Genomic DNA, 15,687 nt, shown 5'->3' with positions numbered 1-15,687 from the left:
ATCCTTCTGCTCGACAGCGCCCAATCGGCACGTTCACTTTCGACTTAAAGGCTTCGCCATTCGGCCGCTTTGACCTCGTGGAGCATGGCTTCCGTGGCGAGGCGCTTGGCTTCCTTCTCGCCTGTCTCCTTGCGCTCGCTGTAGCGGTCGGTGAGGTAGTCCGAGCGGTCGCGGGTCAGCAGGGTGAACTTCACCAACTCCTCCATCACGTCCACGACCCGGTCGTAGTAGGAGGACGGCTTCATCCGCCCGGCTTCGTCGAACTCCTGGAACGCCTTGGCGACGGAGGACTGGTTCGGGATCGTCACCATGCGCATCCAGCGCCCGAGCACCCGCAACTGGTTGACAGCATTGAAGGACTGGGAGCCGCCGCAGACCTGCATCACGGCCAACGTACGCCCCTGCGTCGGGCGCACCGATCCCGTGGCGAGCGGGATCCAGTCGATCTGCGCCTTCATCACCGCGCTCATGGCGCCATGCCGTTCGGGGCTGCACCAGACCTGACCCTCGGACCACAGCGACAGCTCCCGCAGCTCCTGCACCTTGGGATGATCGCTGGCGGTGGCGTCCGGCAGCGGCAGGCCATGCGGGTCGAAGACCCGGGTCTCGGCGCCGAAGTGCCGGAGCAGGCGCTCCGCCTCCAGCGTGAGGAAGCGGCTGTACGAGCGTTCCCGCAGGGAGCCGTAGAGCAGGAGAATGCGGGGAGGATGCTTGGACACCCGCCGTGGCTCAAGCCTGCCGAGGTCCGGCACGTCGAGGACGGAGAGATCGATGTTGGGAAGGTCACTCACCGGCCGCGACCCTCCCTGCAGAAGGGGCCGACCGCGTAGCACCGCGCTCATACCAACCCTGGCTGCGGTTCACGATCCACACCACCGAGAGCATCACGGGCACCTCGATCAGGACGCCGACCACGGTCGCCAGCGCCGCGCCCGAGTTGAACCCGAACAGGCTGATGGCAGCGGCGACTGCCAGCTCGAAGAAGTTGCTGGCACCGATCAGGGCCGAGGGGCCGGCGACGCAGTGCTGTTCGCCCGCAACCCGGTTGAGCAGGTAGGCCAGCCCGGAGTTGAGGTAGACCTGGATCAGGATCGGCACCGCAAGCATCGCAATGATCAGCGGCTGCGCGAGGATCTGCTCACCCTGGAAGCCGAACAGCAGCACTAGGGTGGCGAGCAGGGACACCAGCGACAGCGGCTGCAAGACCCGGAGCAATCCGGTCAGGGACGCCTCGCCACCGCTCGCCAACAGGCGCGAGCGCAGGAACTGGGCAAGCACGACCGGGATGACGATGTAGAGCACCACCGAGAGCAGGAGCGTGTCCCACGGCACCGTGATCGCAGACAGGCCGAGAAGCAGGCCGACGATGGGCGCGAAGGCCACGACCATAATGATGTCGTTGAGCGCCACCTGCGAGAGCGTGAAATGCGGTTCGCCCTTGGTCAGGTGACTCCACACGAACACCATCGCCGTGCAGGGTGCCGCCGCCAGGATGATCAAGCCGGCGATGTAGGAGTTGATCTGGTCGACAGGCAGGTAGGGTCGGAAGAGATAGCCGACGAAGAGCCAGCCGAGTGCCGCCATCGAGAACGGCTTTACGGCCCAGTTGATGAACAGCGTCACGCCGATGCCGCGCCAGTGCTCGCGCACCCGCCCGAGCGACGCGAAGTCGATCTTGATTAGCATCGGGATCACCATCAGCCAGATCAGGGCCGCAACGGGCAGGTTGACCTTGGCGATCTCCAGCGCGCCGACGGCCTGGAAGACCCCGGGGAAGAGGTGCCCGAGCGCGATGCCCGCAACAATGCAAAGCGCGACCCAAAGGGTCAGGTAGCGTTCGAAGATGGACATGGAGGGATCCTTCAGGTGATAGCCGCGCGACGTCCGGAGGCGTCGACGACGATCTCGCCGTCCTCCTTGCGGAACTCGCCGAGCTGTTGCGGCAGGAGGTCGAGAACGGCCTCCGACGGACGGCACAGGCGCACGCCCTTGGGCGTCACGACGATGGGACGGTTGATCAGGACCGGATGGGCCATCATGGCGTCGAGGAGCTGGTCGTCCGTCAGGTCAGGGCTGTCGAGACCGAGCTCGTGATAGGGCGTGCCCTTCTCACGGATGACATCGCGGACCAGAACGCCCATGCGTTCGATGAGTTGGCGCAGCAGAAGCCGGGTCGGCGGGATCTTCAGGTACTCGATGACGTGCGGCTCGATGCCGGCGTTGCGGATCATGGCCAGCGTGTTGCGCGACGTGCCGCAATCGGGGTTGTGGTAGATGATGACGTCCATGGGAAACCTCAGGCTTGGCGGCGGTCGAAGGGAAGGACGGTCGCAGGCGTGGCGCCCTCAAGGCGTCCGATTTCTTGCAGGCGATGAGTGAGGGCGATCTGGTCGAGGCTCGCCACGGGCAAAACCAGGAAGGCCGAGATCCGGTTCTTCAGGAACTTGAAGGCCTGGACGAAGGCGCGTTCCTTCTCGATATACAGACCCTGGACTGCTGCAGGATCCTCGATGCCCCAGTGGGCGGAGGCCGGGTGGCCGGGCCACACCGGGCAGGCCTCGCCTGCGGCGCTGTCGCAGACGGTGACGATGAAGTCCATCACGGGCGCATCCGGCCCGGCGAACTCATCCCAGCTTTTCGAGCGGAACCCGTCGGTCGGGTAGTCGAAGCTCCCCAGAACCTTCAAAGCAAACGGATTGACCATGCCCTTGGGCTGGCTGCCAGCCGAGAAGGCGTTGAACCGGCCGGCGCCATCCTTGCGCAGGATGCCCTCGGCCAGGACCGAGCGGGCGGTGTTGCCCGTGCAGAGGAACAGCACGTTGTAGGGGCGATCAGCCATCGGCGGTCTCCTTGGCAGGGCAGCAGGGCGTCAGGAAGTTGAGGAGGGGGGCGCACACGTCCGGGTGTCCGCCGCAGCAGTCTCTCAGCAGGAACGTCACGACCTCCCGCAATCGGTCGAGGTCGGCGCGATAGATGATCGAGCGGCTGCGGCGTTCCGAGCGCACCAGGCCGGCCCGAGACAAGATGCCGAGATGGCTCGACATCGTATTGTGAGGGACAGCCAACTCGCGAGCGATGTCGCCGGCAGGCAGCCCGTCCGGCTCGTGCGTCACCAGCAGGCGGAACACGTCGAGCCGGGTCGACTGGGCGAGCGCCGCAAGGGCGAGGATGACGTTCTGTGATTCCATATGTCGGGATATATCGACATATCTCTTACGATGCAAGCGCCTTCAATAATGCAAGTTGATTGTGCCACTCCGTTCTTAGGATATTAGGTATTATTCTAAACAACGATTTCAACAACAACATGATGTTGAAATCGTTGTGAATGATGCATCCTGTGTTGATGAAACATACGTCCAGAGTTGACGGCAGGTCAGCACATCGGAAGTAAACGCGTCTACGCTACGTATCGAGAGAAATATTTGTAGCGTTGCCGCCTGCGCCTCTTGTTAAACAAGAGCGAATCCAGATCATCTTGACGTACGCAGATTTGGAGACGGGGATGAGAGGACAGCATCGAATGACCGGGGAGGCCCAGATCAACGCCACGATCTACGCCGAGCCCGACCCGAAGAAGGTGTGGATCATCGCTCGGGACTACGGCCTGCACGCGGCGTTCGCCCGCTGGTCGTGGATGCCGAAGCAAGCAGTCGGTCGCCTTGCCGAACGCGGGCGAGCACTGACTGAGGGCGGCCGCCGTTCGGGCAACACGCGCCGCACCATCAGCGAGGCCGTCGAGCGGGAGATCGTCGCCGCTGTGTTCGAGCTCGGCGGCGTCAGCTACGCCTCGAAGATATTTCGGGTCACCGACGGATTCGTGGCCAAGCTGCTCCGTGAGCACGGCTACTCGACTTGGCCCCGCGCCTCGCGCAAGCCCGAGGCCGTGGCCGCCGCCAAGGCTCGCGTCGCCGCTTACCTGGAGGCCCGGGTATGATGCTGGAGTTCGCCCGTGGCAAGGTCCTCGGCCTGCTGCGCGGCCATCGCCTGGGCCGTTCGCAGGCCACATGGGCCAGCACGAACGCGTCTCACCGCAGGCTCGGGGCGCCTCGCTTCGCCGGAAACTCCTGCATCCTGTTCTGACCGCTGGGGTGTCTCGCGACGCGAGGCGCTAACCTCAACTCTAGATCACGGAGATCTCGTCATGGCGTGGCGCCACCGCTACCGCGACTACTCACGCGACTACAGCCATCTCAACGCGCCTAAGGATGTCATCCTCGCTAAGGCCATCGAGGCCTGTGCGTTCGCAGGGGGATCGAGGTGGGAATTCTATGTCAACCGCGACCTGCTTACGCTTTTTGGGAAGCTTCAACAGGTCGCTCTGCCCGACGTGGTCGAACGGTACCTGGACATGCTCCAACAGACGCGCGGCGGAAAGCGGCAGGAGCCGACACCGTTCAACCATGACCGGGCGGGCAATTTGGTGGGCTGGGGCTTCCGGCTCGGCCTGCTGAGCGAGGTGACCGATCCGTCAGGCCACCGGGCCTGGAAGCTGGTTGCCTGCGAGATGCAGTGGGATGTCCACAAGGGCCGGGCCCGCCAGATCCGCGGCCTCCCGCCTGGCGAGCAGGCCGCGATGGATCGCAAGCGCGAGACGGAGCGCAAACGCGCGGCGACCTTGGCCCGCAAACACGCGGCAAAGATCGCCCCCCAGATCAAGATGGACCTCGACGAGATCCTTCACGACGACCCGGAGACGATGGTCGGCGAGAAGTTTGCCGAGTTCTTGGAGCCCTGGTTTGAGCCGCCGGTCGCGCTGCACGTGGCCTACGGGATTCTTGTGATCGCCCACCACGGCTGGCCCAAGGACAAGCAGCAGCGTTGGAAGACCGCCCTCGGCCGCGAGACGATCTCCGCGTCGTACAGGGCCATGGAGCGCCGCAGGGCGCAGCCCGAGCTGATCTCTGACGACGACGCCGCGGTGCTGGACGATCTGATTTGAGATGAGTGGTGTATGGCGATCACCGATCCGCGGTGCCGGCCCTGCTGGAGTGACGGACCCTTGCGCTTGCGGGGCGAGTGTTACAATTGCCCCATGAGTACCATACCCCCCACGACCGAATGGCGGCGCAAGGGCCCCGTCTGGCGGACCCTGACGGTCGGCGACCTGCAGGCCGAGGTCAAGCCGCGGCTCGGCATTTGGCGGTGGAAGCTGCGCCAGGGCTCCATCGTCCTGGCTGAGGGGATCCGCACGACCGAGAGGGGCGCCCTTGTCGAAGCGGCCAGGGTGCTGAGGCGCCTGCAATCGCTGAGCGCTAGCGCTACGACTCCCGCTGGTTCAGAAGATACAAGAAGCGTTTGTTGATCTCAGCGCCTAGCGCCTCACGCCCCTCGTTGTTGTTGAGGTAGCGCACGTATCGATGATGCCTGAGGTCGAACGGCACGTCCTCGGGGTTCTGTGTGATTGGGATGACATGCTTTCCAAGCGTATGAGCGATGCCCGCCTCGTAGAACACGTTCGGATTGCGTCCCGTGAAGTCGCACACGACGATGTATGAGCGCCAGATCAGCGAGAAGATGTCCTGGATCACCGTGGAGTGCTCCCAGATGTCATCCGCCCGAAGCGAGATCAGGCCGTTGCTCTCCGCCACCTTCTTGATCGTCTGGTAGACGGGAGTGAACGGCGCGTCGAACGGCATCATCGCGGATACCAGACTGCCTTCCGGAGGTTCCGCGGGGATGGTGAACACGTTGGGCCTGAAATAGACCTTCTGCCCGGTCCCCTCCAAGATTGGCACAAGGATTCTCGGCCGCGTCCGCCGGGTGGATAAGGTCGCATCGCGACCAACGACAGAGACTTCAGGGTCGGCAGCAGGCTGGGGACAATTAACCATGAGGCCTCAACCTGCGCCGTATATCGTTGACCGGTCCCGCGGTTTCCTGGACGATTCTCCTATGGCGCAGAGCAAGTACGAATTCATCGTTTCCGACGACATCAGTGAGGGGCGCGCGGAGCTGGCCGACATGGCCGGCCCCGACGCCCCCCTCGACCTGGAGACGGCCGTGTGGGCCCCGGAACTCCGGAGCGCGTACGGCCTGCCGGGCTGGACCGTGGGGCAGCTCCGCGAGGCAATCGCGCGCGGCGACCTCCGGCCGGAATGGCACGGGCGGAAGATCGTGATCACGCGGCGCCACCTGCAGGAATGGAGATCGGGGTGCCGAGACGATCAAAGGGAGCCAGGCTCTGGCTCAAGCCGGCCGAGTACAAGAACGGGGTCCTCGTCAAGAACGCGGTCTGGTGCATCAAAGACGACGGAAAGCGGAGCGTCACTGGACACCCTGAAGCAAGCCGCGCTGAAGCTGAAAAAGCGCTAGCCGACTACATCGCCGCTAAGTACCAGCCCAACCGCGAGGCGGACCGCCCGGCCGCGCAGGTCCTCGTGACCGACGTGCTGTCGGTCTACGCGGAGGAGGTCGCGGTCGGCCACACGCGCCCGCACAAGACGGCGGAGCGCCTGGTGCAGCTCGGCGAGTGGTGGAAGGGCAAGACCCTGGCCGACATCACCGGCAAGACCTGCAGGGCCTACGCCAAGTGGCGCAAGTCGCACGTCTGGAAGGCGGCCAGGCCCGATGTCACCGGCACGGCCCCGCGCAAGGTCGGCGACGGCGGCGCGCGGCGCGAGCTCGAAGATCTCCGGGCGGCGGTCAACTACTACATCAAGGAGGGCTACTGCCGCGAGCACATCGAGGTGACCCTGCCGCCGCGCGGGCAGCCGCGTGACCGCTACCTGGAGCGCGACGAGGCCGCGCAGTTGTTGTGGCACATGTGGAAGTACCGCGAGCCGCAAACCATCCACCGCGGCGCCAGGAAGGGCACGGTCATCCCGGGCAAGAAGAAGAAGCGGCAGCACCTGGCACGCTTCATGCTGGTCGGCCTCTACACCGGCACGCGCGCTGGGGCGATCTGCTCGGCCGGCTTCGAGCCGAAGGAGGGCCAGGGCTGGGTCGACCTGGAGCGCGGCGTGTTCCATCGCAAGCGGATCGGCGCCAAGGAAACCAAGAAGCGGCAGCCGCCCGTGAAGCTGCCGGCGCCGCTGCTCGCGCACATCCGGCGCTGGTCGAAGAACAAGCGCCGCGACGGCAGCGCAGTCGAGTACGTGGTCGAGTACCAAGGCAAGCCGGTCGCCGACGTAGGCAAGGCCTTCGCCGCGGCGGTGAAGGACGCTGGCCTCGGGCCCGACGTCACGCCGCACGTGCTGCGCCACACCTGCGCGACCTGGCTCATGCAGATGGGCGTCGACCTGTGGGAGGCCGCCGGCTTCCTCGGCATGACGGTGCAGACCCTGGAGCGCGTCTACGGCCACCACCGGCCGGACTACCAGTCGGCCGCCGCGGCGGCGCTGACGGGCGCCAACAGGCGGGACCGCGCCAAGCTGCAGGCGGGACCGAAAAGGGACCGAATGGGACCCGACGACGTAGTACGGCAGCTCGACGCCGCGGAGTAGAAACCTTATGCAGCATAAGGTTTTCAAATTGCGCGGAGCGCGCTCATAACGGTCTGGTTGCAGGTTCGAGTCCTGCCGGGCCCACCAATCTTTTCAATGGCTTGCACGGGAAGGCCGTTGCTTCTCCGTTCTACGGCAATCAATACGGCAATCATTGCCGCGCCCTCTTGCGAGTAATCCGGTCTGCGGCAACGGTCATAAAATCGGGGTGATGGTGGCCATAGACCCTGTCCACCATCTGCTCAGACATGCCGAGGAAGCCGGCTGTTTCCCACTTATCCACGCCCTGCTGCATGAGCCAGGTGGCTGCCGTATGGCGCAGTGTGTGAGGGCTGATCGTCTTCTGGATCCCGGCGAGTTGCACGGCCCGTTTCCAACCGACCTTGATCGATTTCACCGGCAGGCCGTCCCATTCGACGACGTACTGAGCAATGACGCCTTTGTCCTTCCAGCGCCGCAGATGGGCCAGGAGCCGCTTCGGCAGTCTGACCGGGGGCTGGCGCTTGTTCGTCTCGGCCGCCCCCTCTGCCAACCGATAGAATAGCCCGCTCTCAAGGTCGATGAAGCTCCGGTTCGCGCCGGCGTAGACGGAAGCTGAGAAAATCGCGCCTGAACGGGAGCCGGTATAGATCCCCATCAGAATGAAGCGAGCGATGTGGCGCAGATCGTGCCACTCGGACTCGACAACCTTTCCCTTTTCCTTGCCACGGGGGAGGCGGACGGTGCGCCCATGGCGCCAGCATGCCCAGAGGAGCTTCGCCACTTCATCCCGCGTCAGCCAAGCCCCCCGAGGAGCGCCTTTCTGGGGCAGGTCCACCTCGACATAACCCGTATGCAGGTTCCGCTTGGCGTGATGATTGATGGCAGCTCGGAGATCTTCGAGGTCGCGCCGCGAGCCGCCTCGCTTCGACCTGGCCTTGGCATAGTCCCTGCAGGTGGTAGGGGAGACCTCCGAGAGCATCTTCGTCCCCCACCAATCAAGGAGGCGATCAATCCGGGCAGATGCCTTCTTTGGGCTCGCCTGCTTCGGCACCACCTCATCCAGGTACACCGACAGAACGTCGGCTACCGGGACTTGAGCGGGATGACGGGGGCCCTGAGGGACGGGGTTGTGCTTTGAGGCGATGTATTCTGCGAGCTTTCCTTCAGCCTCTGCACGCGCATCCTGGCGGCAGCCAGTGCTGTATTGGCGTCGCCTGTCGATGATGACCCAGACCGCCTCTCGGTCCCCGCTGGCTGGTCTGAGCCATAATCTGGCTGGCTTGGATGGACGAGGCATCGATCTACCATTTTCCGAATTTCATTGAGGGTCGTCATGTCCTTCCCCGCGATCCTCCACACCCGGAGACGGCCCTTTGACGCCTCGCGTCTCAGGCTGGACAGGCCGATCGAACCGTCTGGGAAGGCGAGGCTCGCGGCCACGTCGAGCCTCAGTGGAGTGTCGTCTCCCACGTCTTCCCGTTTGATGGCTGCTTTTCCCATCTCACTGTCCTCCAAGACGCTCGAACTTGGCAATATCTAAATAGCCGTAGTTAAGCTGACGGTTCATTCGCCTCACTCTTATCTTTGCAATAATTTCAGATGGTTAGTCACTGGAGGAGCTTTCTAGACGAATGGCTGGAGGCGTCTTTCGCCCATCCCTCGGCCGCCTCCATGGCTGTCGCCTCATCATCGAAGATCCGGCAGAGCACCGTCTGCCCGTCGACAAAGCCGAGAGCCTTCCAGTGGAGTCCGGATGGGACGGCGAGGGCGACGGTCTGCCCGCCGATCCGCAGCCGCCAGTGCTCTCGGCGCTTGCTCCAGCCGCGCGTGAAGATGTCGGTCATTTCCGCACCTCACATCAGCAGGGGTTGCACGGATCCGTCTGGGAAGACGAGATCGAGAGGGGTATCGGCAGTCGGCTCATCGCCGTCCCAGCCATCCGGCCACGTGCCCAGGTCAATCAGCTCGCGGATGCGAGCCTCTTCCTCAGCACTGAGGATGTCGAGCCTTGGGCGGCCGAGGCGCTCGGCTGCCTCATTGCAAGCCGCCTGGATCTCCAGCACCCGCGCAAGCCCCATGAGGCGGGCCTCAAACGTGAGTGGCCCCATCCGTTGCGGGTTCTTTGCCATGGAGCCGTCCCTCAGGATCTCGGCCCCGGCCTTGCGCAAGCGATGCTTCGGCTCCCGAAGCTCGCGATAGAGCGGCTTCAGGCCGAGCAAAGGCGAGAGATACGACCAGGCCGGGTTGAGCAGGATCGTCTCGAGTGCCTTTTCCTTGCTCGCGAGGGGACAGCCTATGCAGCCGGTGCGAGCGTTGATCTCTTCGGCTTCATCACCACCATAGGCATCTGCGACGACCTTGGTGGCCCAGCCGCCGTAGTCAGCCATCGGTGCATAGATCTTCAGCCAGTCCCAGACATTGCACACGCGCCAATGAAGGATTGGCGCGAGGGTCGCAATACGTCCGCGAATGCCCTTAGCCTCAGGCAGAGTCTTCTGGTACCAGCCCTGACCGCACTCGGCTCCGTCCTTGCCACAGCTCATTTCGATGCGGCGGTCGCGTATTGCACTCTCACCCTGGCGCACGCCAGTAATCATGAGGACCTGTTCGCTGTCAGGAACGGAGGTCAGCGCGCGCTCAACCGCGGCTGCCATCGGATCGACCTTGATCTGCCGAGTGCACCAGCGCAGCGTGTTGTTGTTTGGTGGCGGAACGCCTCGACCCAGGATGTAAACGAGGAAGCGCTTATCGGGCGGCGCTCGGACGATCTCCGTTCGGATCCAGTTGCCGCGGCGCTTCAGACCCTCCATCACTTCACCAGCTGCAGCAGCCAACGGCGGGAGCTCCTGGCGCGTGTCTGCGTAGAAGACAGACAACGTCTTTGGGCGAGGCAGGCGGCCGACCTCGATCAGATGGACGATGAGGGTGAGCACACAAGTGCTATCCTTTCCCCCCGACCATGCCACAGCCCAATGATCGTGTTGGGGCCCATAGGCCTGCAGCGATTGGAGTGTGAGGTCGACAGCATCGTCATAGACGAGCCGAGAGCTACCGGCGAAGAGATCCTGTTGGGGACGAAAGCTCATATCCGCACCTCACGGCCGGCGCCGACGCGCGACAGGGGAGCGCCAGCCATGAGGGGGAACTGTGAAAGGGTGGTCATTTGGACCTCCGGACGAGGGTGCCATCCATGCGGCGCTTCCACGGCGAGTCCTTGCTGCCGACCATGGGCGGGCCTTTGCGCTGCCTGATGCCGATATTGCGCTGGTGTTGTCTGGTAGCCTTGGCGATCCGGGCCACATCGCCCTTGGTCTTGAGGCGATGGTCGCGAATGCAGAGCGGCTCCAGATTGTCGAGGGTGTCCTCTCCTCCGATAGCCAAGGGGATTCGATGGTCCCATTCCAGGCCGGTGGCGGCGTCGATCGTGCAGCCGCACATCCGGCACTTCCCACCGAACTCGGCCAAGCGCTTCGTCAGGTCGCGCTTTGAGAACTGCTTGCGGTTCATGCTGCGCTCCGCTCGTAGCGCAGCCAGACATCATAGGCCCCGCGTAGCTCGTTCCACGCCTCGAAGGCATAGGTTCCGGGCTTGACCGCTGTTTTGCTGCGGACTCGGAGAATGCCCTTCACCCAGGCATCGCAAGTCTCGGCATCGTCGTGCAGATAGCCTTCGCGAGCCCGCATGAACTCCCGGAAGGACGGCGACTGGCAGGACATCGCGATCTGCGCGGCCGGGTTCATCTCGTGAAACCGGCGCTTACGGCCTTCCTCGTCGCTCTCTTCCTTCGGCGCTTGCTTGGCCTCCGGGTTGAGACGGGCGACGGCGACCCATCGCTCGTCGGCAGGGTTAGGGATGCCGCCAAGGGCCTGCAGAGCGGCGTCTGCCTGCTCAAGCGGAACCTCGATCACGAGCTGGCAGATCTTGCGGCTGCGGATCAACTTGAAGTCGGAGAATGTACCGCGAAGGGCTGCAGGGGCGCTCATCACGCTGCCTCCAGCTCACCACGTCGCTTCGTCTCGGCGTCGTCAATGCGCTGCTTGTCGGGATCGTTCAGGGTGGCAAAGTCAGCCTTGAACTGATCGGAGGCCAGAAAGCGGTTGAGATGGGCGAGCGACGGGCGGGATGCGATAAAGCCAATCATCTCGTCAGCGAGCGACGGCGTGTTATCCTGCTCCTGCGCCTGCCGGCTGCCACGCGGGGCCGCGTCCTTGAACTCGTCTGCCTCCTCTTCGGAATACACATCACCTGAGAGCTCGATCAGTTTCAGGATCACGCGATCCTTCGCCCGCTTCTCAGCCATCGCGTAGACATAGGCAGCCTGTTTCCCGCTGACGCGGTAGTTTACGCCGATCAGTGCCTCGCCGATGGACCACTCGACCCGATCGCCCATTCGGCCGGTCACTTGGATGATTGCCTCGTCGCGCTCGGCACGAATGATTTTCGGTTCGTCAAAGGTGATCTTTGCCTGAGCAGCAATCCGCTCGAGGGCCTTGTGGTAGATCACGGCTGTCCCCTGGACACGCCAGACGTTCCCGGCCATGGGCTCGCCGAACTTCGCGAGCGTGTCGGCAATCTTCTTATCGGTCGTGTTCATCACTTCGTCCTCACCGACAGAGACTCGCTTCCGTTCGACAGGTACGCGCCCGGCACTTCGGCTCCGGCCGCAAGGGCGTCCTTGATCTTCGTTCGATCAGGAGAGACCTTCGTCTTGGTGAACTCGGCCGGGATCTGCTCCTCGTCGGAGATGATGACGGCAGGAGGCACGGCCCGGATCGAAAGAGTGGCTTCCGGCAGGGGCATCTTGCGGAGACTGGCCGCGTTCATGATCCGCAGGGAGAGCGAACGATAAGCTTCCTCCCGGCGCTCGCAGGCAGCGAGGCGGGCGTCGAGGTCGTTCTTCCGCTTCACAATGGCCGTGGCCATCGCCTGGGCGTCGAGAATGCGGCCGGCCAGCGACGACAGTACTTCCTCTACCTTGGTGCTTCCGGCGATCATATCGGCCCGGAGGGTTTCGTCCTCGGCGAGCTCCGGGTAGGCGGCGATAAGGGTTTCGATTTCACGCTCAATCTGAGCCACGTTCAGCGGGTTCATTGCGTCCTACTCGGCGGCTTGGAGAACGGGGGTGGTTTGGTCAGCGCGAGTCTGCTCAATCCGGGCGTGGAGCTGGCGCAGATCGCGGGCGGAGTCTTCGAGGAACTTGGCAGCCTGCAGGAGGTCGTAATCCGCCGTGCTGGCGCCGCTTGCCGTGTCGTCTACGTAGATGGCGGCGCAGTGGGCTGCCGTGGCGAATGCCTGGGCCTGATCCCGGATTTCCTTGGCCCTTTGGCCGAACGTCTTGAGGATGGTCATTGCTGCTTCTCCTTGGGGCCTGATGACCGGCTTCATCGCGTGATCCAGTAGGCGAAGAGCAGATAGCCGGTGAGGATGATGGCGAGGACGCCCATGAACAGGGCCTCCGTCTTCCATTCGCACGAGGGCTTCTTGGGGATGCGAAAGCTCATGATTGCTTTCTCCTCACATGAGTATCGATCCAGTGGCGGCGCGCCTTGTCTTCGGTGCGGAAGTGTCGATCACAGTCGCAGCAGCGGAAGGGTTTCCGGGCCTTGAGAGCGCGCTGCCGACGATTGCGAGGCGTCCAGGCATAAAAGCGGTCTGGGTAGATCGGAGCCGCTTTCATCACGACACCTCACCGAGGTCGATGCGGTCGGCATCAGTCCCGCCGCACGGGCAGGGGAGGACATCGGGAATACCGTTGGCGCGGTAGAAGAAGATCCACCCTCTGTCAGAGCAGCGAACGCATTCCTGCATCATTCCGAAGAGAGCCGATTGCGCTGCATCCGCCTGGGCCTGAGTGACCTCGTGGCAGATGAGCGAGGAACGGCGAGGAAATTGGAGCACGGTGCCCATTTCAGCGCTCCTCCCCACGGTAGGTTGAGGCATCACCCCATACCGTCTCGTCGCTAGGACCGTGGGCATGGCTGCCGATAGAGGCGAGGAGGATTGCGCCGCCGACACCCAGTCCAGCGCCAACCAAGCCAGAGGCGATCATCAATGCCGCACAGATCATTGGCGTCCTCCACGCTTTGCAGCGTCAGCGAGAGCCTTCTCGATGTGGCGCTTGGTGAAGTCGGAAACGTCGGAGGACTTGGCTTGGCGAAGATCGCGGGTAGCCATGTCGGCTTCGAAGCGGGACATGAAACGGCGGCGGGATTTCGAGGTGCGGACCATCAGAGCAGCCCCTTGTCTCGGGCGAAGTCAGCCCAGGCTTCAAGGACACGGCTCGCGAGGTCGCGGTCGGTTGGCGGCTCATGACCATCCGCGGAATGGCCTTCCACGCTTTCAATCTGAGCAATGCACCAAGCGCGTTGGTCCATGTTCATCGGCGGGAGTGATGGTTCCTCCACGTAAGCGTAGGCTCGTAGAACCTGCTCATGGTCAGGGCAGGCGCACATGGCATCGCCAGGGAAGCAGATACAGCCGACCCTTTCGGCAAGGTGGTCGAGCGGCGTTTCCATCGTCACGCCCCCAGAGCCACGCACCCGAGGTACGCAACCCCGATCAGGAACACAGCGGCAAAGCCGTCGCGGGCAGCTTCAATGAGAAAAGCGGAGAGGGGCTGGGACATGGCGGCTCATCTATCGAGGTGATGAGCTCACTATTACGCGTGCTGCGTAATGTGTCAACGCGTATTGCGTAAGAATTTACGCGCCTGAGACCGATGGTAGCACTAAACCCTTATGCCACAAAATGTTCCTGTTTTGTTCACGTAATCCACAGGCTAGGCGCGAAAAACCCCGGTCTGATGCCGGGGCTGTTAACTCAGACGAAGGCAAATCGCCAGCCGGAGAGTGGGAATCAGGTCTCGCCGGAGAAGACGATCCGGTGCACCGAGATCACATCATTCCGGTCGAATTCCATCTCTTCGTCTGGATTGTACTGACGCAATACCAGCCGGCTCGGTGTCCAGGCCACGAACTGCTTGACGTATCCGTGGGGCGGTTGACCCTCATCGCCTCGGATCTGCACCACTACAAAATGGCCTTTTCTCACAGGTTTGCCCGGGTGGACGTATACCGTCTCGCCTGCGAAGTAGCGGGGCTCCATGCTGTCGCCCGAAACAAATACAGCGTAAGCGTTGGCGACATTTGCCAACACCGGAGGTCTGAAAACTTGATCCACAATCTGCCCGTTAAACTCAAATCGGCCGTCAGTGCCACCAATCGCTAGACCATACACGGGCACTCGGTCTTGTGAAATCAGGCTGACGTTAACTGGCGAGCTGGCGTTGGGCTCAGTGTTAGGCTTCCGTTCCTTTCGGGCGGCATCCTCGGGTGGTCCCTCATCTACGTCGCCGAGTAGCCAACTCCACGGCACGTTGAATGCCTGCGCGTAACGCTTGGCCGTATCGGGGGAGAAGCTGCGGTCTCCGTTCTCGTGGCCATAGTAGGTGGACTGTGACCAGCCGAACGCAGTGACTGCATCCTTGGCGGTCTTATAGCCCGCACGTTCGCGGGCCCATTTAAGGCGGGCGGCAGGTGATTCCATGTCGGGAAGTTGCCACATACCGTTACGCATTTGCTCTTGACCTAATTACGCGTAGCGCGTAATCTCCGGTCATGATGATGACAGTCGAACAAATCATAGCGCTACTCGGTGGGCCTACGGAAGTCGGCAAGATCTGCGGATGGGATCGGAATCCAGGCGCACGCGGCCACGACATGAAGCGTCGTCGGTCGATCCCGGTCCGGTACTGGCCAAGGATTATCCAAGCCGCGAAGCTCAAGGGCCTCAAGAACATCAATCATAAGACCCTTACCGAAGCCCATGTTGCTGCGCATTCCGCTGAACAGGCAGCAGCCTAGAGAGTAATCGGTATGTTTTGCCCCGCGCATCATTCTCGCCTTTCTGTTCTATTGAAGCACGTTACGCGTAAAGCGTAGCTTGCTATCTGGAGGTATACTGCGTGATTGTATCTCTATTCTTTTCCTCCCCCACCGGTTTCTTATCGTCGGCCGTTGGCACTTGCGCGGGCGACCATGTGCAACCGTCATCGGTCGCCCGCGTCTTTCTCCGCTCGCTCTGCCTTCCTTCCCTTCGGCAGCGCCTCTTTCAGCTTCCGCAGGATGTGAGCGCGCACCTCTCTGTCCGTGACGCCTCCCGTCGCCTTGCGCTCGTCTTTCCCGCTCATCGCCCCGTCTCCACGCTGGGGACAATGGGCCTGAACGGCTCGGCTTTCATCTCATATCGCTAGGCGAACATT

General features: G+C 62.9%; 23 protein-coding genes. 4 read left to right on the top strand and 19 right to left on the bottom strand.

Going from position 1 to position 15,687, the window contains the following annotated elements; genetic code table 11:
• Window positions 1-44: 44 nt before the first annotated feature.
• From arsH to ACFOYU_RS11520, 5 genes are read right to left on the bottom strand one after another with little or no spacing between them, the layout of a single operon-like run.
• A complete protein-coding gene (gene arsH, locus ACFOYU_RS11540; RefSeq protein ID WP_377033665.1) occupies window positions 45-842 on the bottom strand; it encodes an arsenical resistance protein ArsH in 798 nt (265 codons plus the stop codon).
• Complete coding sequence (arsB, locus tag ACFOYU_RS11535) at window positions 784-1,851, bottom strand: ACR3 family arsenite efflux transporter (protein WP_377033664.1); 1,068 nt, start codon at window positions 1,849-1,851, stop codon at window positions 784-786. Before arsB ends, arsH begins: the two co-directional genes overlap by 59 nt.
• An 11-nt stretch (window positions 1,852-1,862) precedes the next feature.
• Window positions 1,863-2,288, bottom strand: a complete 426-nt coding sequence (gene arsC / locus ACFOYU_RS11530) for an arsenate reductase (glutaredoxin) (RefSeq protein WP_377033663.1) — start codon at window positions 2,286-2,288, stop codon at window positions 1,863-1,865.
• A gap of 8 nt (window positions 2,289-2,296) precedes the next feature.
• Window positions 2,297-2,839 carry an arsenate reductase ArsC gene (locus ACFOYU_RS11525; RefSeq protein WP_377033662.1) on the bottom strand — a complete coding sequence of 181 codons (543 nt, stop codon included), beginning with the start codon at window positions 2,837-2,839 and terminating at the stop codon, window positions 2,297-2,299.
• Window positions 2,832-3,188 (bottom strand): ArsR/SmtB family transcription factor, encoded by a 357-nt coding sequence (locus ACFOYU_RS11520; RefSeq protein WP_377033661.1) that lies wholly within the window; start codon window positions 3,186-3,188, stop codon window positions 2,832-2,834. Before ACFOYU_RS11520 ends, ACFOYU_RS11525 begins: the two co-directional genes overlap by 8 nt.
• A gap of 317 nt (window positions 3,189-3,505) precedes the next feature.
• Between ACFOYU_RS11520 and ACFOYU_RS11515 the strand changes: the two genes are divergently transcribed.
• From ACFOYU_RS11515 to ACFOYU_RS11505, 3 genes are all read left to right on the top strand, one after another.
• Window positions 3,506-3,937 carry a hypothetical protein gene (locus ACFOYU_RS11515; RefSeq protein ID WP_377033660.1) on the top strand — a complete coding sequence of 144 codons (432 nt, stop codon included), beginning with the start codon at window positions 3,506-3,508 and terminating at the stop codon, window positions 3,935-3,937.
• Window positions 3,934-4,083: a hypothetical protein gene (locus ACFOYU_RS11510; protein ID WP_377033659.1), complete on the top strand. Its 150-nt coding sequence runs from the start codon at window positions 3,934-3,936 to the stop codon at window positions 4,081-4,083. The genes ACFOYU_RS11515 and ACFOYU_RS11510 overlap by 4 nt, the downstream gene beginning before the upstream one ends.
• 61 nt (window positions 4,084-4,144) lie before the next feature.
• Window positions 4,145-4,942 carry a hypothetical protein gene (locus ACFOYU_RS11505; RefSeq protein WP_377033658.1) on the top strand — a complete coding sequence of 266 codons (798 nt, stop codon included), beginning with the start codon at window positions 4,145-4,147 and terminating at the stop codon, window positions 4,940-4,942.
• 319 nt (window positions 4,943-5,261) lie between these two features.
• On the opposite strand, the gene ACFOYU_RS11500 is transcribed toward ACFOYU_RS11505, so the two are convergent.
• On the bottom strand, window positions 5,262-5,738 hold the full coding sequence (locus ACFOYU_RS11500) for a hypothetical protein (RefSeq protein WP_377033657.1): 477 nt from the start codon (window positions 5,736-5,738) through the stop codon (window positions 5,262-5,264).
• A gap of 417 nt (window positions 5,739-6,155) precedes the next feature.
• Here ACFOYU_RS11500 and ACFOYU_RS11495 point away from each other — a divergent pair, with 417 nt between their 5' ends.
• Window positions 6,156-7,445 carry a site-specific integrase gene (locus ACFOYU_RS11495; RefSeq protein WP_377033656.1) on the top strand — a complete coding sequence of 430 codons (1,290 nt, stop codon included), beginning with the start codon at window positions 6,156-6,158 and terminating at the stop codon, window positions 7,443-7,445.
• Window positions 7,446-7,596: 151 nt separating this feature from the next.
• On the opposite strand, the gene ACFOYU_RS11490 is transcribed toward ACFOYU_RS11495, so the two are convergent.
• The 13 genes from ACFOYU_RS11490 to ACFOYU_RS11430 form a co-directional block, all read right to left on the bottom strand.
• Window positions 7,597-8,478 (bottom strand): site-specific integrase, encoded by an 882-nt coding sequence (locus tag ACFOYU_RS11490; RefSeq protein ID WP_377033655.1) that lies wholly within the window; start codon window positions 8,476-8,478, stop codon window positions 7,597-7,599.
• A 556-nt stretch (window positions 8,479-9,034) separates the two neighbouring features.
• Entirely contained in the window at window positions 9,035-9,271 is a 237-nt protein-coding gene (locus ACFOYU_RS11485; protein WP_377033654.1) for a hypothetical protein, read from the bottom strand.
• Window positions 9,272-9,280: 9 nt separating this feature from the next.
• A complete protein-coding gene (locus ACFOYU_RS11480; RefSeq protein ID WP_377033653.1) occupies window positions 9,281-10,513 on the bottom strand; it encodes a phosphoadenosine phosphosulfate reductase family protein in 1,233 nt (410 codons plus the stop codon).
• 73 nt (window positions 10,514-10,586) lie between these two features.
• The gene (locus ACFOYU_RS11475) at window positions 10,587-10,934 is read right to left on the bottom strand and encodes an HNH endonuclease signature motif containing protein (RefSeq protein WP_377033652.1); all 348 of its coding nucleotides are present in this window, start codon (window positions 10,932-10,934) and stop codon (window positions 10,587-10,589) included.
• Complete coding sequence (locus ACFOYU_RS11470; RefSeq protein WP_377033651.1) at window positions 10,931-11,410, bottom strand: hypothetical protein; 480 nt, start codon at window positions 11,408-11,410, stop codon at window positions 10,931-10,933. The genes ACFOYU_RS11475 and ACFOYU_RS11470 overlap by 4 nt, the downstream gene beginning before the upstream one ends.
• A complete protein-coding gene (locus tag ACFOYU_RS11465) occupies window positions 11,410-12,021 on the bottom strand; it encodes a trna delta -isopentenylpyrophosphate transferase (RefSeq protein ID WP_377033650.1) in 612 nt (203 codons plus the stop codon). Before ACFOYU_RS11465 ends, ACFOYU_RS11470 begins: the two co-directional genes overlap by 1 nt.
• Entirely contained in the window at window positions 12,021-12,518 is a 498-nt protein-coding gene (locus tag ACFOYU_RS11460) for a siphovirus Gp157 family protein (protein ID WP_377033649.1), read from the bottom strand. The genes ACFOYU_RS11465 and ACFOYU_RS11460 overlap by 1 nt, the downstream gene beginning before the upstream one ends.
• Window positions 12,519-12,524: 6 nt before the next feature.
• Window positions 12,525-12,776: a hypothetical protein gene (locus tag ACFOYU_RS11455; protein WP_377033648.1), complete on the bottom strand. Its 252-nt coding sequence runs from the start codon at window positions 12,774-12,776 to the stop codon at window positions 12,525-12,527.
• 327 nt (window positions 12,777-13,103) lie between these two features.
• The gene (locus tag ACFOYU_RS11450; protein WP_377033647.1) at window positions 13,104-13,334 is read right to left on the bottom strand and encodes a hypothetical protein; all 231 of its coding nucleotides are present in this window, start codon (window positions 13,332-13,334) and stop codon (window positions 13,104-13,106) included.
• A 156-nt stretch (window positions 13,335-13,490) separates the two neighbouring features.
• Window positions 13,491-13,655 carry a hypothetical protein gene (locus tag ACFOYU_RS11445; protein ID WP_377033646.1) on the bottom strand — a complete coding sequence of 55 codons (165 nt, stop codon included), beginning with the start codon at window positions 13,653-13,655 and terminating at the stop codon, window positions 13,491-13,493.
• Window positions 13,655-13,942, bottom strand: a complete 288-nt coding sequence (locus ACFOYU_RS11440; RefSeq protein ID WP_377033645.1) for a hypothetical protein — start codon at window positions 13,940-13,942, stop codon at window positions 13,655-13,657. Before ACFOYU_RS11440 ends, ACFOYU_RS11445 begins: the two co-directional genes overlap by 1 nt.
• A 340-nt stretch (window positions 13,943-14,282) precedes the next feature.
• Window positions 14,283-15,002, bottom strand: coding sequence for an XRE family transcriptional regulator (locus tag ACFOYU_RS11435; protein ID WP_377033644.1), 720 nt, complete (start codon window positions 15,000-15,002; stop codon window positions 14,283-14,285).
• Window positions 15,003-15,474: 472 nt separating this feature from the next.
• Window positions 15,475-15,615: a hypothetical protein gene (locus ACFOYU_RS11430; protein ID WP_377033643.1), complete on the bottom strand. Its 141-nt coding sequence runs from the start codon at window positions 15,613-15,615 to the stop codon at window positions 15,475-15,477.
• Between the last annotated feature and the right edge of the window lie 72 nt (window positions 15,616-15,687).

Source organism: Microvirga sp. GCM10011540 (assembly GCF_042650665.1).
In the GTDB taxonomy this organism is placed as follows: Bacteria; Pseudomonadota; Alphaproteobacteria; order Rhizobiales; family Beijerinckiaceae; genus Microvirga; species Microvirga lenta.
This window is presented reverse-complemented; position numbering and strand designations above follow the sequence as displayed.

What these genes read in the sequence shown, in the direction of transcription:
- arsH (WP_377033665.1), bottom strand. Translation starts at nt 842, where the DNA reads ATGAGCGCGGTGCTACGCGGTCGGCCCCTTCTGCAGGGAGGGTCGCGG.
- arsB (WP_377033664.1), bottom strand. Translation starts at nt 1,851, where the DNA reads ATGTCCATCTTCGAACGCTACCTGACCCTTTGGGTCGCGCTTTGCATT.
- arsC (WP_377033663.1), bottom strand. Translation starts at nt 2,288, where the DNA reads ATGGACGTCATCATCTACCACAACCCCGATTGCGGCACGTCGCGCAAC.
- ACFOYU_RS11525 (WP_377033662.1), bottom strand. Translation starts at nt 2,839, where the DNA reads ATGGCTGATCGCCCCTACAACGTGCTGTTCCTCTGCACGGGCAACACC.
- ACFOYU_RS11520 (WP_377033661.1), bottom strand. Translation starts at nt 3,188, where the DNA reads ATGGAATCACAGAACGTCATCCTCGCCCTTGCGGCGCTCGCCCAGTCG.
- ACFOYU_RS11515 (WP_377033660.1), top strand. Translation starts at nt 3,506, where the DNA reads ATGAGAGGACAGCATCGAATGACCGGGGAGGCCCAGATCAACGCCACG.
- ACFOYU_RS11510 (WP_377033659.1), top strand. Translation starts at nt 3,934, where the DNA reads ATGATGCTGGAGTTCGCCCGTGGCAAGGTCCTCGGCCTGCTGCGCGGC.
- ACFOYU_RS11505 (WP_377033658.1), top strand. Translation starts at nt 4,145, where the DNA reads ATGGCGTGGCGCCACCGCTACCGCGACTACTCACGCGACTACAGCCAT.
- ACFOYU_RS11485 (WP_377033654.1), bottom strand. Translation starts at nt 9,271, where the DNA reads ATGACCGACATCTTCACGCGCGGCTGGAGCAAGCGCCGAGAGCACTGG.
- ACFOYU_RS11480 (WP_377033653.1), bottom strand. Translation starts at nt 10,513, where the DNA reads ATGAGCTTTCGTCCCCAACAGGATCTCTTCGCCGGTAGCTCTCGGCTC.
- ACFOYU_RS11475 (WP_377033652.1), bottom strand. Translation starts at nt 10,934, where the DNA reads ATGAACCGCAAGCAGTTCTCAAAGCGCGACCTGACGAAGCGCTTGGCC.
- ACFOYU_RS11470 (WP_377033651.1), bottom strand. Translation starts at nt 11,410, where the DNA reads ATGAGCGCCCCTGCAGCCCTTCGCGGTACATTCTCCGACTTCAAGTTG.
- ACFOYU_RS11465 (WP_377033650.1), bottom strand. Translation starts at nt 12,021, where the DNA reads ATGAACACGACCGATAAGAAGATTGCCGACACGCTCGCGAAGTTCGGC.
- ACFOYU_RS11460 (WP_377033649.1), bottom strand. Translation starts at nt 12,518, where the DNA reads ATGAACCCGCTGAACGTGGCTCAGATTGAGCGTGAAATCGAAACCCTT.
- ACFOYU_RS11455 (WP_377033648.1), bottom strand. Translation starts at nt 12,776, where the DNA reads ATGACCATCCTCAAGACGTTCGGCCAAAGGGCCAAGGAAATCCGGGAT.
- ACFOYU_RS11450 (WP_377033647.1), bottom strand. Translation starts at nt 13,334, where the DNA reads ATGGGCACCGTGCTCCAATTTCCTCGCCGTTCCTCGCTCATCTGCCAC.
- ACFOYU_RS11445 (WP_377033646.1), bottom strand. Translation starts at nt 13,655, where the DNA reads ATGGTCCGCACCTCGAAATCCCGCCGCCGTTTCATGTCCCGCTTCGAA.
- ACFOYU_RS11440 (WP_377033645.1), bottom strand. Translation starts at nt 13,942, where the DNA reads ATGGAAACGCCGCTCGACCACCTTGCCGAAAGGGTCGGCTGTATCTGC.
- ACFOYU_RS11435 (WP_377033644.1), bottom strand. Translation starts at nt 15,002, where the DNA reads ATGCGTAACGGTATGTGGCAACTTCCCGACATGGAATCACCTGCCGCC.
- ACFOYU_RS11430 (WP_377033643.1), bottom strand. Translation starts at nt 15,615, where the DNA reads ATGAGCGGGAAAGACGAGCGCAAGGCGACGGGAGGCGTCACGGACAGA.